Source organism: Pseudomonas sp. BJP69 (assembly GCF_007633355.1).
GTDB classification, from domain to species: Bacteria; Pseudomonadota; Gammaproteobacteria; order Pseudomonadales; family Pseudomonadaceae; genus Aquipseudomonas; species Aquipseudomonas juntendi.
Genome location: NZ_CP041933.1, coordinates 3,609,787 through 3,623,995 on the forward strand (window position 1 = coordinate 3,609,787; position 14,209 = coordinate 3,623,995).

Consider the following 14,209-nt stretch of genomic DNA (forward strand, 5'->3'; position numbering starts at 1 on the left):
ATGAGCGATTTCAGCACCCTCGAAGTGATTCGCGACCCCCGCGGCTTCGCCACCCTGTGGCTTAGCCGCGAGGACAAGAACAACGCGTTCAACGCGCAGATGATCCGCGAGCTGATCGTCGCCATCGATCGGCTGGCCGACGATACCGGCTTGCGCTTCGTACTGTTGCGCGGGCGTGGCCGGCACTTCAGCGCCGGTGCCGACCTGGCCTGGATGCAGCAGTCGGCGCAGCTGGATTTCAACACCAACCTGGATGACGCCCATGAACTGGGCGAACTGATGTACGCCCTGCACCGGCTCAAGGTACCGACCCTGGCCGTGGTCCAAGGTGCGGCGTTTGGCGGGGCACTGGGCCTGATCAGTTGCTGTGACATGGCCATTGGCGCCGAAGACGCCCAGTTGTGCCTGTCGGAAGTGCGCATCGGCCTGGCCCCGGCGGTGATCAGCCCGTTCGTGGTCAAGGCCATCGGCGAGCGTGCCGCGCGCCGCTATGCCCTGACTGCCGAGCGCTTCAGCGGTATACGGGCCCGCGAACTGGGCCTGCTGGCCGAGGTATACCCCGCCACTGAGCTGGACGCACAGGTGGCGCTATGGGTGAACAACTTGCTGCAGAACGCCCCGCTGGCCCTGCGTGCCACCAAAGAGCTGCTGCGTGAAGTGGACGACGGCGAACTCAGCCCGGCGCTGCGCCGCTACTGCGAGAACACCATCGCCCGTATCCGCGTCAGCGCCGAAGGCCAGGAGGGCCTGCGCGCCTTCCTGGAGAAACGCCCACCCGCCTGGCAAACCGCTGAGACCAAGGAGCCGCGCCCATGAGCCGCCCCGCTTTGACCACCCTGCTGGTCGCCAACCGCGGCGAAATCGCCTGCCGGGTGATGCGCACCGCCAAGGCCATGGGCCTGACCACCGTCGCCGTGCATAGCGCCATCGACCGTGACGCGCGGCATAGCCGCGAGGCAGATATCCGCGTGGACCTGGGCGGCACCAAGGCCGCCGACAGCTACCTGCTGGTCGACAAGCTGCTGGCTGCAGCCAAGGCCAGCGGTGCCCAGGCCATTCACCCAGGCTACGGTTTCCTGTCCGAGAACGCAGGCTTCGCCCGCGCCATCGAGCAGGCGGGGCTGATTTTCCTCGGCCCACCGGCCAGCGCCATCGACGCCATGGGCAGCAAGTCGGCGGCCAAGGCGTTGATGGAGGCCGCCGGGGTGCCCCTGGTGCCCGGTTACCACGGCGAAGCCCAGGACCTCGACACCTTCCGCGACGCGGCCAGGCGCATCGGCTACCCGGTGCTGCTCAAAGCCAGCGCTGGCGGTGGGGGCAAGGGCATGAAGGTGGTCGAGGAGGAAAGCCAGCTGGCCGATGCCCTGGCGTCGGCCCAGCGTGAGGCGCAGGCGTCGTTCGGCGATGCACGTATGCTGGTGGAGAAGTACGTGCTCAAGCCGCGCCATGTGGAAATCCAGGTGTTCGCCGACCAGCACGGCCATTGCCTGTACCTCAACGAGCGCGATTGCTCGATCCAGCGCCGCCACCAGAAGGTGGTCGAAGAAGCCCCCGCCCCCGGCCTGTCGGCCGAACTGCGCCGGGCCATGGGCGAGGCAGCGGTACGGGCGGCGCAAGCGATTGGCTATGTCGGTGCCGGTACGGTGGAATTCCTGCTCGACGCCCGTGGCGCGTTCTTCTTCATGGAAATGAATACCCGCCTGCAGGTGGAGCACCCGGTCACCGAGGCCATTACCGGCCTGGATCTGGTGGCCTGGCAAATTCGTGTGGCGTGCGGCGAGGCCCTGCCGATTACCCAGGACCAGGTGCCGCTGATCGGCCATGCCATTGAAGTTCGCCTGTACGCCGAGGACCCGGCCAACGAGTTTCTGCCGGCGACCGGCACGCTGGCGCTGTACCGTGAATCGGCAGCTGGCGAAGGCCGGCGGGTGGACAGTGGCGTGAGCGAAGGCGATGCGGTGTCGCCGTTCTACGACCCGATGCTGGGCAAGCTGATTGCCTGGGGCGACAACCGCGAACAGGCACGCCTGCGCTTGCTGGCGATGCTCGACGAATTCGCCATTGGTGGGGTGAAGACCAACCTCGCGTTTCTGCGGCGCATTCTGGCGCACCCGGCGTTCGCCGCGGCGCAGGTGGATACCGGCTTCATTGCGCGGCACCAGGCCGCGTTGCTGCCGGCACCACAGCCGCTGCCGGTCAGTTTCTGGGAGGCCGCAGCCGAAGCCTGGCGGCAGGGCCTGGCCGGGCAGCAGCGCGAAGATGACCCCGGTTCGCCATGGGCCGAGCGCAGCGGCCTGCGCCTGGGCCTGCCCGCGCGCAGTAGCCTGCACTTGGTCAGTGCTGGCCAGGACCACGCTGTGGGCCTGGAGCACAGTGCGGCGCCCACCTGGCAGTTACTGGGCGAGCAGTTGGTGCATGACCACGACGGCGTGCGTCGCCAGCACCTGGCGATGCGCCGGGGGGCTACGTTGTACTTGCAGTGGGGCGGCGAGATGCATGCTATCGAAGCCTTCGACCCGATCGCCGAGGCCGAGGCCAGCCACGGTCACCAGGGCGGCTTGGGCGCCCCCATGAACGGCAGTATCGTGCGGGTGCTGGTGGCGCCGGGGCAGCGGGTGGAAGCCGGTACCGCGCTGGTGGTGTTGGAGGCCATGAAAATGGAGCACAGCATTCGCGCGCCTCATGATGGCACGGTGAACGCGTTGTTCTGCCAGGAAGGGGATATGGTCAGCGAAGGGACGGTGCTGGTCGAATTGGCGGAGTGAGTTGGCTGGTTTATGTTCGCCACACCCTTTGCAGCGCCTGTGAGACCGAGCGCCGCCCGCGCGGCGCATCGCGAGCTGCGCTCGCTCCTACGTTTGTTTCGGGCCAGTTATGCCTGGGGGATTTGCGCGCGCCCCCTTGGGGCATGGCACGATATCGCGCCGTACGAACAAGGCGGTCGCGCGCGCCTGTCACAGGCCATACTGGCCTGAAACAAACGTAGGAGCGAGCGCAGCTCGCGAGGCGCCGCGCGGGCGGCGCTCGATTTCACAGGCGCCATACTGATCAAGCCCTACGCTCACCAGCCGCACAACCACCCCCAGAAATTCACAACCGGTCGCATGCGCTGGCCCAGGGCAGCCTGGCCCGAAACAGATGTGGGAGCCGGGTTGCCGGCGATGCTTTGCAGCGCCTGCGAGACCGAGCGCCGCCCGCGCGGCGCATCGCGAGCTGCGCTCGCTCCTACGTTTGTTTCGGGCCAGTTATGCCTGGGGGATTTGCGCGCGCCCCCTTGGGGCATGGCACGATACCGCGCCGTACGAACAAGGCGGTCGCGCGCGCCTGTCACAGGCCATACTGGCCTGAAACAAACGTAGGAGCGAGCGCAGCTCGCGATGCGCCGCGCGGGCGGCGCTCGATTTCACAGGCGCCATACTGATCAAGCCCTACGCTCACCAGCCGCACAACAACCCCCAGAAATTCACAACCGGTCGCATGCGCTGGCCCAGGGCAGCCTGGCCCGAAACAGATGTGGGAGCCGGCTTGCCGGCGATGCTTTGCAGCGCCTGCGAGACCGAGCGCCGCCCGCGCGGCGCATCGCGAGCTGCGCTCGCTCCTACGTTTGTTTCGGGCCAGTTATGCCTGGGGGATTTGCGCGCGCCCCCTTGGGGCATGGCACGATACCGCGCCGTACGAACAAGGCGGTCGCGCGCGCCTGTCACAGGCCATACTGGCCTGAAACAAACGTAGGAGCGAGCGCAGCTCGCGATGCGCCGCGCGGGCGGCGCTCGATTTCACAGGCGCCATACTGATCAAGCCCTACGCTCACCAGCCTCACAACAACCTCAAAACACCTTAGAAGGAGCCATGCACCCGCACAACCACCCCCAAGAACTCGCAGCCTTCCTCGCACAACAAGGCCGGGTAATTACTGTTCAATGCCTTGAGATACCGCTGCCCACCCTCCTCGGCCAATTCACGAAAAATCGCCGGTTTACCTGGCTGACGCGCAATCACCAGACGCCCAGGTACAGCTTGCGCCCCAGGGTCCACCAGCATTCGCATGCCCTGCGGCACACTGCGGCCACTGATAGCACTCATCGCATCATTTTCCACCGTCAGCCAGAACGCCTTCCCCTGAGCCAGGTAATCGGTCTGCTCGAACTCAGCAGGCTCCGCGATCTGGGCACCACCTAGCTGATCCCAACTCAACACCGGATAGCGGAAACATACGATGTATTGCATCAGGTCCAGGTCATCATCATCGTCATCCACCTCGTAGGTACCGCGCTCCTCGCCGACCTGGCCCTGAACGCGCAACTGCAAGCTGACGTGGTAATGAGGCATGCCAATCTCGACGAACGTGCGGTTCATCGACTCGATCTTCGGCTGACGCCTTTTGTTCACCCAATGCCCCACGCTGCCTTGAGACACGCCAACGCGCTCGGCAAGCTGCTCTTGGGTAAGCCCTAGCTCCTCCATCCGGTCACGGACGAGGGCAATCCATTTATCCATATTCATCGCTGGCACGATACGGACTGCCTTCTGGCGCTCAATAAACATTCAGTATTATTTCTTGGTGGCAATTCAAATACTCCAGGTATTAGTATCGGCCTGATCCCTTTCCTTACTGGCATTAGCAGGTATCAGGATGAAACTACCGAAAAACGACGAAACAGATCTCGACAGCGAAGCCGCCCGCCGCGCCCTCGACTACTACCTCAACCCCAACCCGCCACGCCCGACGCTGGACAACAAGATCTGGACCCTGCACGAAGGCGTGACCAGCGAGCAGGCCCAGGAACACGCCATCGCCCTGCTGCGCTGCGCTGCCGCCACCGCACAGGAAACCGCCACGCACCAGCACGGCAGCCAGCGCGAGCTGACCTTCGCGCTGATGCACATGATGGACATGGCACGCGCGCTGCTGGAGCACAAGCAACGTGAAGACCGGGGTTTGTAAACGGAAGGGAGAGCACGTGATGGCCGCGTAACGGCAAAGGCCCCGATTGCCGGGACAAGGAAGCGCACCGGTAAAACTTTTTTACCGGAATGATGAAAATTCATTTGACTGGCAAATGATAACGATTATTATTGCACTCAGCTGATCGCGAGATCTGCTGGATAACCTGAAAGCTTAGGTCGCTTTCAGATTATCTCCTCATCAGGCTAATCACGGTTTTTGACCCGGCTTTTTGCCGGGTCTTTTTTTTGGCTCTTCAGGCTAATGAAGATCGTGATGGCGCGCATGGTAGCAAATGTGTTTCAGGGCGTGAACGCTCATTACAAAACTTTGCGCAATCAGCACTTGAGAATCAATCTCGTTTCGCCTACGCTGAACACGCATCACGGAAGATGCCCCCACCCCTTCCCCTTTGTAGCGCAAGGAGCCGGTCATGACCCGTCTGCTGCTGCCCGTCGAACACCCCACCGCGGTCAATGAGCCTGATGCCGACAATGCCCTGCTGCACGCGCTGAAGCGGCTGCCACGCCGGGTGCAGCAAGTGATGCTGCTGAGCCGCCTCGACCAGCTGGACTTCGCCAGCATTGCCACCCGCCTTGACCTGCCACTGGCCACTGTCGAACGCAACATGGACCAGGCCCTGATGGCCGGGCGCCCGCGCCGGGACGTGCTGGCAAGCGTGGCCAGCCAATGGTACGTGCGCTTGCAGAGCCCCCAGGTGACCGCATGCGAGCGCATCGACTTTCGCCGCTGGCTGGACGCAGATGCCGCGAACTTGCAGGCGTTTCACCAAACGGAATTACGCTGGCGCAGCCTGCTGGCGCCGGCGCGCCAGCTTGGCCAGGATGGTTGGTACCGGCAAGGCCGGGCGGCGCTGTCGCTGGGCGGCTGCTCGGTGGCGGTCGGGGCTGGGCTGGCGGCGTTACTGGTGTGGGCATGGTGCAGCTGATGCCCGCTGCCGGTTCACTTCAGGCCCGCCGCCGCAGCCCCTCTGAAGCCTGCCCCCTCAGCCCATTACGCTGCCAATGAAATTCGCCAGCTCCGCCGTACGCGGCGCGGCGAATACATCACGTGGGTGACCGGTTTCGTGAACCTTGCCGTGGTGCATGAACACCAGCTTGTCACCCACTTCCCGGGCAAAGCGCATTTCATGGGTCACCATGATCAAGGTCATGCCTTCCTTCGCCAATTGCCGCACAACGCCGAGCACTTCGTTGACCAGTTCCGGGTCGAGCGCCGAGGTGATCTCGTCGCACAGCAAAACCTTGGGCGACATCGCCAGGGCGCGGGCGATAGCCACCCGTTGCTGCTGCCCGCCAGAAAGGCGGTCCGGGTAGGCGTCGAACTTGTCGCCCAGGCCAACCCTGGCCAGCATTTGCTCAGCCAGTTGGCGGGCCTGGGCCTTGCTCGTCTTCTTCACCACCTGCGGCGCGAGCATGACGTTCTCGCCGACCGTCAGGTGCGGGAACAGGTTGAACTGCTGGAACACCATGCCGACTTTCTGCCGCAGCGTGCGCAGGTCGGCGCGCGCGGCATCCAGGTACTCGCCATCCACTTCGATCACGCCGTCACTGATCGACTCCAGGCCGTTGAGCGTACGCAGAAAGGTACTTTTGCCGGAACCGCTACGGCCGATGATGGCGACCACTTCACCCTCTTCGATGCTCAGGTCTACGCCCTTGAGCACGTGGTTGTCGCCATAGTACTTGTGCAACGCGGACACTCTAAGCAGGGGCATGCAGCCTCCTTTCCAGGTAACGGGCGCTCAGCGAGAGCGGGTAGCAGAGCATGAAATAACCCACGGCCACCAAGCCGTAGATCAGGAAGGGCTCGAAGGTGGCGTTGGCGAGCATGCCGCCGGTCTTGGTCAGCTCGGTAAAGCCGATGATCGAAGTGACCGCCGTGCCTTTGACCACCTGCACCGAGAAGCCAACGGTAGGTGCCACGGCAATCCGCAGCGCCTGGGGCAGGATCACGTAACGCATCTGCTCCAGCCGGGTCATGGCCAGGCTGCCGGAGGCTTCCCACTGGCCACGTGGAATAGCCTCGACGCAGCCGCGCCAGGTTTCAGCGAGAAAGGCACTGGTGAACAATGTCAAGGCGATGGCCGCCGCCATCCAGGCCGAAATATCGACGCCGAACAGGGCAATGCCGAAAAACACCATGAACAACTGCATCAGCAGTGGCGTGCCCTGAAACAGCTCGATATAGCCCTTGGCGGCCCCGCGCAGCACGAAGTTGTCAGAGAGGCGCCCCAGCAGCACCAGCAGGCCGGCGACGCCACCGCAGATGAACGCCACCAGCGACAGCAGCAGGGTCCACTGCATGCCAACCAGCAAGTTGCGGACGATGTCCCATAAGGTGAACTCCATTCATCGTCTCCCCATCAGAAAGCGCTGCCCGAACCACAGCAGCAGCTGGCGCACCGCAATGGCCATGATCAGGTACAGGCCCGTGGTCAGCAGGTAAGTCTCGAACGCCCGGAAATTGCGCGACTGAATGAAGTTGGCTGCGAACGACAACTCTTCGGTGGCGATTTGCGAACAAACCGCCGAGCCCAGCATGACGATCACGATCTGGCTCGACAGGGCCGGCCAGACTTTGGCCAGCGCCGGTTGCAGGACCACATGGCGAAACGCCTCGGCGCGGCTCATGGCCAGTGCCGCAGCCGCCTCCAGTTGCCCTTTGGGAATGGCCTGGATACCGGCGCGGATGATTTCGGTGGAATAGGCCCCCAGGTTGATCACCATGGCCAGCACCGCGGCTTGCCATTCCGTCAGGCGCACCCCCAACGCGGGCAAGCCAAAGAAGATGAAGAACAGCTGCACGATGAAGGGCGTGTTACGGATCAGTTCCACGTACACGCCGAACAGCACATCGAACGGTTTGAGCCGCCAGGCACGCGCCACAGCGCCAAGTACGCCCAGAGCTACCCCGAACAGGGTGCCCACTGCGGTCAGCTGGAGCGTGAACAACGCCCCCTTGAGCAGCAGGTCGCCTTGGGCCAACACGGGCGCGAAATCGAATTGATAGGCCATCAGTCAGCGAATCCAGGGGCAGTTCAGAGGTCGGCCGGCAAAGGTTGCTTCAACCATTTTTCAGCATTGCGGTTGAGGCTGCCGTCTGCCTTGGCGGCATCGAGGGTGGCATTGACCTTGGCCAGCAAGGCAGGCTCCTGCTTGGCCAGCCCGACGTACACGGGCGAGTCCTTGAGCTTGACCTTCATCACCGGCACCTTGGCCGGGTTCTTCTCGGCGATGACAGCCATCACCACGCTGCCGCTGGCAATCAGTTCAACCTGGCCAGACAGGTACGCTGCGATGGTGGAGTTATTGTCCTCGAACCGCTTGATGACCGCGCCTTTGGGGGCAACCGCTGTCAGTTCCATGTCCTCGATCGAGCCGCGGGTCACACTGATGGTCTTGCCGGCAATGGCACCGATGTCGCTGATCGACGTCTGCTCCGGGCCGAACACGGCCAGGTAGAACGGCGCATAAGGGCGGGAGAAATCGATCACGGCTTCGCGCTCGGCATTCTTGCCCAGGCTGGAGATCACCAGGTCGACCTTGCCCGTGGTGAGGAACGGGATGCGGTTGGTGCTGTTGACGGGCGTGAGGGCCAGCTTGACGCCCAGCTTGTCCGCCAACAACTGCGCCGTGTCGATGTCCAGGCCGCGGGGCTTGAGGTCGGGGCCGACCGAGCCGAACGGTGGAAAGTCCTGAGGCACGGCCACTTTGAGCACACCACGGGCAGTGATGTCGGCCAGGGCGTCGGCCTGGGCCTGGGCAGCGCCCAGTGCGCCACCACACAGCAGCGTCGCCAGCAACAGGGAGCGGATGTTTTTCATGGGAAAGCCTCGGGGTATGCAGAAGGTCGTTAGCGCTGAAACTGCACAGCCCGTGCCAGCATTGGCGCCTGGCCCCGGAAAAGCCCGGGGCATGCGGCTCTTCGCGGTCTTACTGGTCTGAACAGTCAGCCCGCCAGCGATGGCCGTGCCCCGCTTTCGTGCAGCCTGCCCTGCACTTGCGCCAGCACGGAGCGAGGCTTGCCAGACACCCGGTAAAGCCTTTACAAAGCGCAGACCGCTTCCCAACTGGTCTGAACAGATGCTCGACACGCTCCCCCGCGCCGTTCCGGAAATAGCCTTGCAGGCCATTCGCAAGCTGATCGAGGCAGGCGACTATCAACCCGGCGATGCCCTACCCTCGCAACGCGACCTGGCCGAGCAGTTGGGCATCAGCCGTGCGTCACTGCGCGAAGCGCTGTCGTCGTTGAGTGCGCTGGGGCTGGTGAGCGTGCAACCGGGCAAGGGCGTTTTCGTGCAGGCGCCCTCCGCCCCCCCGGCGGCCACGTTCTCATGGCCATACGCCGAACAGGTATCGGCGGTGGACACCTTCCAGTTGCGCTATGCCTTGGAGGGGTTCGCGGCAGGCCTGGCTGCCCTGTACCTGACCGGTGCGGATATCGATGCGCTGGAGGCGAATGTCGAGGCGATGCGCCAGGAGCTGCGTGCCGGCCGTTTCGACGCCGCCGCCCGCCTCGACTACGCCTTCCACCGGCGCCTGCTGGAGGCCAGCGGCAACCTGGCGATGCTGCAGGTGATCACCGCCAGCCAGGACATTTTCCTGGAAAGCCAGAAACTGCCCTTCATTCGCCCCGAGCGGGCCATGGAAACCTGGCAAGAACACCGCAAGATCCTGCGCCAGCTGGCCCGTGGCAACCAGGCCGGTGCACAGCGTGCCATGCAGGAGCATATCCGCAATGCGGCTGCCCGTACCGGTGTGGTATTTGCGGCCTGAAACCCGGCCACTGCCCTATTCCGGGCGGCTGCCCAACTCGCCATTGTGCAGGGCGATCTTGATCGCCTGAGCCGTGGTTGCCACACCCAGCCGCCGCCGCGCCGCACGCAGGTGGTTCTCGACGGTGCGTTCCGACAAGCCAAGGGTTGCAGCTATATCGGCTTGCCGGCTTCCGGCAGCGGTCCAGCGCAGTACTTCCCGCTCCCGCGCCGAAAGTTGCGTGGCACTCGCCGCCAGGGCCACCTGCATCGCCACTTCGGCTACGCCGCAGGTCATCGCCCGGACGTTTCTTTCAACAAGGCGGCCGCGGCCAGCTTGCCAAGGTTGTTGCCCGCAAGCGGGCTGTCGCCGGTGAGCAACTTGCGGTCCTGGTACACCTTGCCAGTAATGTCCTGGTTGATGATCTCTACCCCCAAGGCCCGCAGCTTTTCACCAAACTTCCAGGTCAGGTGCCCCGGCATGTAGCCGATATCCGGGGTTTGCGCATCCAGCGCGTCAGGGAACGCACAGATCTTGTAGCCGCTGAACCTGTAGTTTTCCGCCGTTTTATCCACGCCCGCGGCCAACAGTGCCGCGGGGCCATGGCACAGCGAAATGATGAATTTATCGTGGTCGGCCGCCCACTCCAGCACCTGTTTGACCTCGCTGCTTTCCGGCAAGCCGATCAGCGCACCGTGCCCCCCGGGAATGAACACGCCGATGTAGTCGGAGTCATCACCCAAGCCCTTGACGACCTCTGCCAGCTTCAGCGGCTGCCTGAATGACGCCTGGTACTTGCGGTAAAACGCTTGTACCTCCTGGTCTTCCGAGGGCATGGCCCAGAATTCGAACTTGACCGGGTTGCCCGACACCGTGGCGATATCGAAAGCGAAGCCCGCCTTGTCCATGTGGTACATGGGCAACAAGGTTTCTACCGGGTGGTTGCCTGTCGAGAAGAGGGTGCCATTGGCAGTTTGCAGGTAGCGCTCATCGGCACCGATGACCAGAACCTTCCAGCGGCCACCTTTGTACGCACCAGGGTACTCGGCATCGCTCAGGTCAGAGGTGGGCGAAGTGTATTGGTTCAACGAATACGGTGAGGGGAAAAACGCGCCCACCTCAGCAGGGTCTGGGGTTGGGCGTTTGTCTTCGGCTGCAGTGGTCATCGCGTACTCCTCGATAAAGGTTGACGTCGATGACCATCCTAGGCCCCGCCCCACGTTCCAGCAATGCGGGTTTTCCCTTAATGGCGCGCTACCTCAGGCCGGGTCAGAGCTGAAACCGGCGTACCTGCCCCTGCAGTGAATTGCCCAAACCGGCCAACTCCAGGCTGGCCGTGCTGGTCTGTTCGCTGGCGGTTTGCGCCTGTTCGGTAATGTCGCGTACGTTCAGCACATTACGATTGATTTCTTCGGCGACGGCACCCTGCTGTTCGGCAGCCGCCGCGATTTGCTGGGTCATGCCCTGAATGCCGCCGATGCTGTGGGTGATGTTCTCCAGCGCAATACCTGCATCGCGGGCCAGTTGCACGCTCTCGCCGGTCAGGCCGCGGCTGGTTTCCATGCGCTGCACGGCTTGCAGCGTGCCCGCGCGCAGGGCTGCGATCAGTTGTTCGATGTCTTCGGTTGAGCGCTGGGTGCGCTGCGCCAGGGCACGCACTTCGTCCGCTACCACGGCAAAGCCACGGCCGGCCTCGCCTGCACGCGCGGCCTCGATCGCCGCGTTCAATGCCAGCAGGTTGGTTTGTTCGGCCACCGCCTTGATCACGTCGAGCATACTGCCAATGCGCCCGCTTTCTTCAGCCAGCGTGCTCACCGCTGCGCTGGTCAGCTCCACCTCGGCAGACAGGTTTTCGATGCGCGCAATTGCGCTTTTGACGATGTCGCCGCCACTGACAGCATCCTGCGCCGCCTGGTTGACCGAGCGCGCGGTTTCGACCGCGTTGCGGGCCACATCCTGCACCGAGGTGGTCATTTCGTGCATGGCCGCAGCCACCTGCTCGGTTTCCTGCATCTGCTCGGTAGCGCCTGCCTGCGTCTGCCGGGTAATCGCCGACAGCTCTTCGGTGGCGCTGGCGATCTGCGTCGCCCCATCACCGATATGCCCAACCAGTTGTCGCAAGCTGCCGGTCATGTGCTGCAAGCCATCTTGCAACTCGCCGATTTCGTCTTTGCGCGAGCCCGTGGGGAAGACGCTGAGGTCACCCTCGGCAATGCGCCGCACCCGGGCCAACGCTTCGCGCAGGGGTGGCACGATCTGCCGCGTGATCAACACGGCCGCCAGCCCGCCCAGCAGCAGCGCCAGCACCAGGCAACTGATCAGCGTCCACGCCGCATCACGGGTATCGTCCTGGCGCATCTGCATCTGCTGGTCGTACAGGTCCTGGCTGGTCTGCAGCAATGCATCACCCTGCTTCTGGATGTCCTTGAGCAGGGTGTCGATGCGGGTCAACGCCGCGCGGTGAGTGTCCAGCGAGGCCCGGTAGGCGGTAACGGATTGCGTCAGCTCATTGAGCAGGCTTGCACGCGAGCCCTGCAGAACATCCCCCAGGGTTTGCAACGCGGTCAGTGTCGCGTCAACGGCCTTGGCCGCAGCAGCGTACTGCTTGCCATTGCCACCGTAGGTGTAGCCACGGGTTTCAAAGCGCGCATACAGAAATTGCATCTGCAGGTCGTTGACCGCCTTGTAGAGTGCCTGGTCACGCAAGCCGTTCTGTTCACCCGCCAGTCTGTCGAGCTCATCCAGGCGCTTGAGTGCGCTGTCGCCGCTGCTGCGGCGTACCGCCCGCGACTGCTCGATCTGCTCATAGGCCTGGCCCAAGGATTCAATACCCCGCTGGTAGGTGGCCAGGTATTCCGCCAGCGAGGCAATCCGCCGTGCATTCTCGGCATTGGCAAAAAACCCTTGCAGCTCGACCAGGTGCTGCCCAACTTCGACGATCTTGTCCTGCAAAACCTTGGCAGCCTGGGCGTCGCCTTCACTTTGCAGGTAAGCCGAACGGTCCAGGCGCATCTTGGATATGTCGTCCATCAGCCGGTTGACCGCACTCATGCGGTCCATCCGGTAGGACAAGCTGCTGATGGCGCTCCAGCCTGCGCCAATGCTCAAAACCACCAACAGCAATAGCAGGCCGAAGCCGATCATCAGCTTCTTGGCGACAGTGAGGTGGGTTAGCCAGTTATTCATATCATTGCATCCTTGAACGATGTCGCTGCCAGGTCGCGATGAAATGAATGCGAATGGGCAGCTGGGCGCGCCGCCCAGGCGATAAAGCGGACCGGGCTGGGCTCAGGCGATATTTGAGGCAGCTCGAGAGCGTGACAGGGCCAAATAAATCAATCAAATGCAAATATCGAAGCAATTGTTGCGAATGGGGAATTAATAGCGGCTATTTACAGCGTTTCCCTAGTGCCTGCATCCGATCAGGGCAGGCTTTCACTGCATGGCCTTTTGACGCTATTTTGCTGAGGTGCCGCTTTACGTCAGGCGCTTGAACATCATAGGAATACCGTCATGCGCACCATTTGGTTCTTGTTACTCCCGGGCACACACATTCTGGACCTCGGCGGGCCGCTGCAGATCATGGCCAGCCTGGAAGAGCTGCGGTTGGCGCCGGTCAGCGTCCGTTGCATCGCAGCCAGACACCAGATGAGCAGCTATCAAGGTGTGACCTTGAGCGGCTTGCATCCCCTGCCCGAACAGCTTTCGCCCGAAGATTTGCTGTTCGTGGTCGGCAACAAGCTGTCTACCAGCCCCAGCGACGCTGCGACCTTGGCCGCAACCGCGCAGTGGCTGGCGAACGTGATAGGGCAAACCCCAGACGTGCAACTGTGTTCCATCTGCACCGGCGCGTTCCTGCTGGGCGAAGCCGGGCTGCTGAACGGCCGTGAATGCACCACCCATCACCGCTATGTCGGCTTGCTGCAGGCACGCTACCCAAAAGCCAAGGTGCTGGAAAATCGCCTGTTCGTGGAGGACGACGGTGTGTTCACCTCGGCGGGCGTGTCCAGCGGCACCGACCTGGCCTTGCATATCGTGTCGCTGCACTTCGGCAAAGCCGTGGCCAACCAGGTGGCCCAGGAACTGGTGATCTACCGTCGCCGTGCTGGCGAAGATGTGCAACTGCGCGCGGCCGACCTGGCACGCAACCACATCCACCCGCTGGTACACGCGGCCCAGGACTATATCGACACGCACCTGGGCAGCAGTTTCAGCTTCGAACAACTGGCCAGCCAGTTCAATGTCAGCTACCGGCACCTGGCACGCCTGTTTCGCGAGAACACGGGGCAAACCCTGCAGGACTACCTGCGCGCCCAACGCATCGACCTGGCCCGTGACCTGTTACGCGGCAGCCGCCTGAATGTGGAACAGATCGCCGAACGTTGCGGTTACGGCAGCAGCCATGCCTTTCGCCTGGCCTGGCGGCGGGAAATGCCGCAACCGCCGCTGCAGTTTCGCAGCGTGATCACCCAGGACAACACCTAGT

General features: G+C 63.2%; 13 protein-coding genes and 1 pseudogene. 6 read left to right on the forward strand and 8 right to left on the reverse strand.

The window, feature by feature from the left end:
* Both FPB55_RS16715 and FPB55_RS16720 read left to right on the forward strand, forming a co-directional pair.
* Entirely contained in the window at window positions 1–816 is an 816-nt protein-coding gene (locus FPB55_RS16715; protein ID WP_009686371.1) for a gamma-carboxygeranoyl-CoA hydratase, read from the forward strand.
* Complete coding sequence (locus FPB55_RS16720) at window positions 813–2,765, forward strand: acetyl/propionyl/methylcrotonyl-CoA carboxylase subunit alpha (RefSeq protein ID WP_047149860.1); 1,953 nt, start codon at window positions 813–815, stop codon at window positions 2,763–2,765. Before FPB55_RS16715 ends, FPB55_RS16720 begins: the two co-directional genes overlap by 4 nt.
* Window positions 2,766–3,837: 1,072 nt before the next feature.
* On the opposite strand, the gene FPB55_RS16725 is transcribed toward FPB55_RS16720, so the two are convergent.
* Window positions 3,838–4,545 (reverse strand): LexA family transcriptional regulator, encoded by a 708-nt coding sequence (locus FPB55_RS16725; protein WP_009686369.1) that lies wholly within the window; start codon window positions 4,543–4,545, stop codon window positions 3,838–3,840.
* Between the two features lie 88 nt (window positions 4,546–4,633).
* On the opposite strand from FPB55_RS16725, the gene FPB55_RS16730 reads away from it, so the two are divergent.
* Window positions 4,634–4,945 carry a hypothetical protein gene (locus tag FPB55_RS16730; RefSeq protein WP_009686368.1) on the forward strand — a complete coding sequence of 104 codons (312 nt, stop codon included), beginning with the start codon at window positions 4,634–4,636 and terminating at the stop codon, window positions 4,943–4,945.
* 433 nt (window positions 4,946–5,378) lie between these two features.
* Window positions 5,379–5,894 carry a DUF4880 domain-containing protein gene (locus FPB55_RS16735; RefSeq protein WP_054911781.1) on the forward strand — a complete coding sequence of 172 codons (516 nt, stop codon included), beginning with the start codon at window positions 5,379–5,381 and terminating at the stop codon, window positions 5,892–5,894.
* A 57-nt stretch (window positions 5,895–5,951) separates the two neighbouring features.
* Here FPB55_RS16735 and FPB55_RS16740 read toward each other — a convergent pair whose 3' ends face one another.
* The 4 genes from FPB55_RS16740 to FPB55_RS16755 are packed head-to-tail and all read right to left on the reverse strand — an operon-like array spanning window position 5,952 to window position 8,792.
* Window positions 5,952–6,683: an amino acid ABC transporter ATP-binding protein gene (locus FPB55_RS16740; protein ID WP_009686366.1), complete on the reverse strand. Its 732-nt coding sequence runs from the start codon at window positions 6,681–6,683 to the stop codon at window positions 5,952–5,954.
* Window positions 6,670–7,317 carry an amino acid ABC transporter permease gene (locus tag FPB55_RS16745; protein ID WP_144188721.1) on the reverse strand — a complete coding sequence of 216 codons (648 nt, stop codon included), beginning with the start codon at window positions 7,315–7,317 and terminating at the stop codon, window positions 6,670–6,672. Before FPB55_RS16745 ends, FPB55_RS16740 begins: the two co-directional genes overlap by 14 nt.
* Window positions 7,318–7,983, reverse strand: coding sequence for an amino acid ABC transporter permease (locus FPB55_RS16750; protein ID WP_009686364.1), 666 nt, complete (start codon window positions 7,981–7,983; stop codon window positions 7,318–7,320).
* Window positions 7,984–8,006: 23 nt separating this feature from the next.
* On the reverse strand, window positions 8,007–8,792 hold the full coding sequence (locus tag FPB55_RS16755) for a transporter substrate-binding domain-containing protein (RefSeq protein ID WP_009686363.1): 786 nt from the start codon (window positions 8,790–8,792) through the stop codon (window positions 8,007–8,009).
* Window positions 8,793–9,051: 259 nt separating this feature from the next.
* Here FPB55_RS16755 and FPB55_RS16760 point away from each other — a divergent pair, with 259 nt between their 5' ends.
* On the forward strand, window positions 9,052–9,744 hold the full coding sequence (locus FPB55_RS16760; RefSeq protein ID WP_029887434.1) for a FadR/GntR family transcriptional regulator: 693 nt from the start codon (window positions 9,052–9,054) through the stop codon (window positions 9,742–9,744).
* 15 nt (window positions 9,745–9,759) lie between these two features.
* Here the strand turns inward: FPB55_RS16760 and FPB55_RS16765 are convergent.
* The 3 genes and pseudogenes from FPB55_RS16765 to FPB55_RS16775 form a co-directional block, all read right to left on the reverse strand.
* Window positions 9,760–9,960, reverse strand: a pseudogene (locus FPB55_RS16765) (LuxR C-terminal-related transcriptional regulator); the annotation flags it as partial.
* Between the two features lie 56 nt (window positions 9,961–10,016).
* Window positions 10,017–10,889 carry a glyoxalase III HchA gene (gene hchA, locus FPB55_RS16770; RefSeq protein WP_144188723.1) on the reverse strand — a complete coding sequence of 291 codons (873 nt, stop codon included), beginning with the start codon at window positions 10,887–10,889 and terminating at the stop codon, window positions 10,017–10,019.
* Between the two features lie 103 nt (window positions 10,890–10,992).
* Window positions 10,993–12,909 carry a methyl-accepting chemotaxis protein gene (locus FPB55_RS16775; RefSeq protein ID WP_144188725.1) on the reverse strand — a complete coding sequence of 639 codons (1,917 nt, stop codon included), beginning with the start codon at window positions 12,907–12,909 and terminating at the stop codon, window positions 10,993–10,995.
* Window positions 12,910–13,236: 327 nt separating this feature from the next.
* Here FPB55_RS16775 and FPB55_RS16780 point away from each other — a divergent pair, with 327 nt between their 5' ends.
* Complete coding sequence (locus FPB55_RS16780; protein WP_144188727.1) at window positions 13,237–14,208, forward strand: helix-turn-helix domain-containing protein; 972 nt, start codon at window positions 13,237–13,239, stop codon at window positions 14,206–14,208.
* Window position 14,209 lies beyond the last annotated feature (1 nt).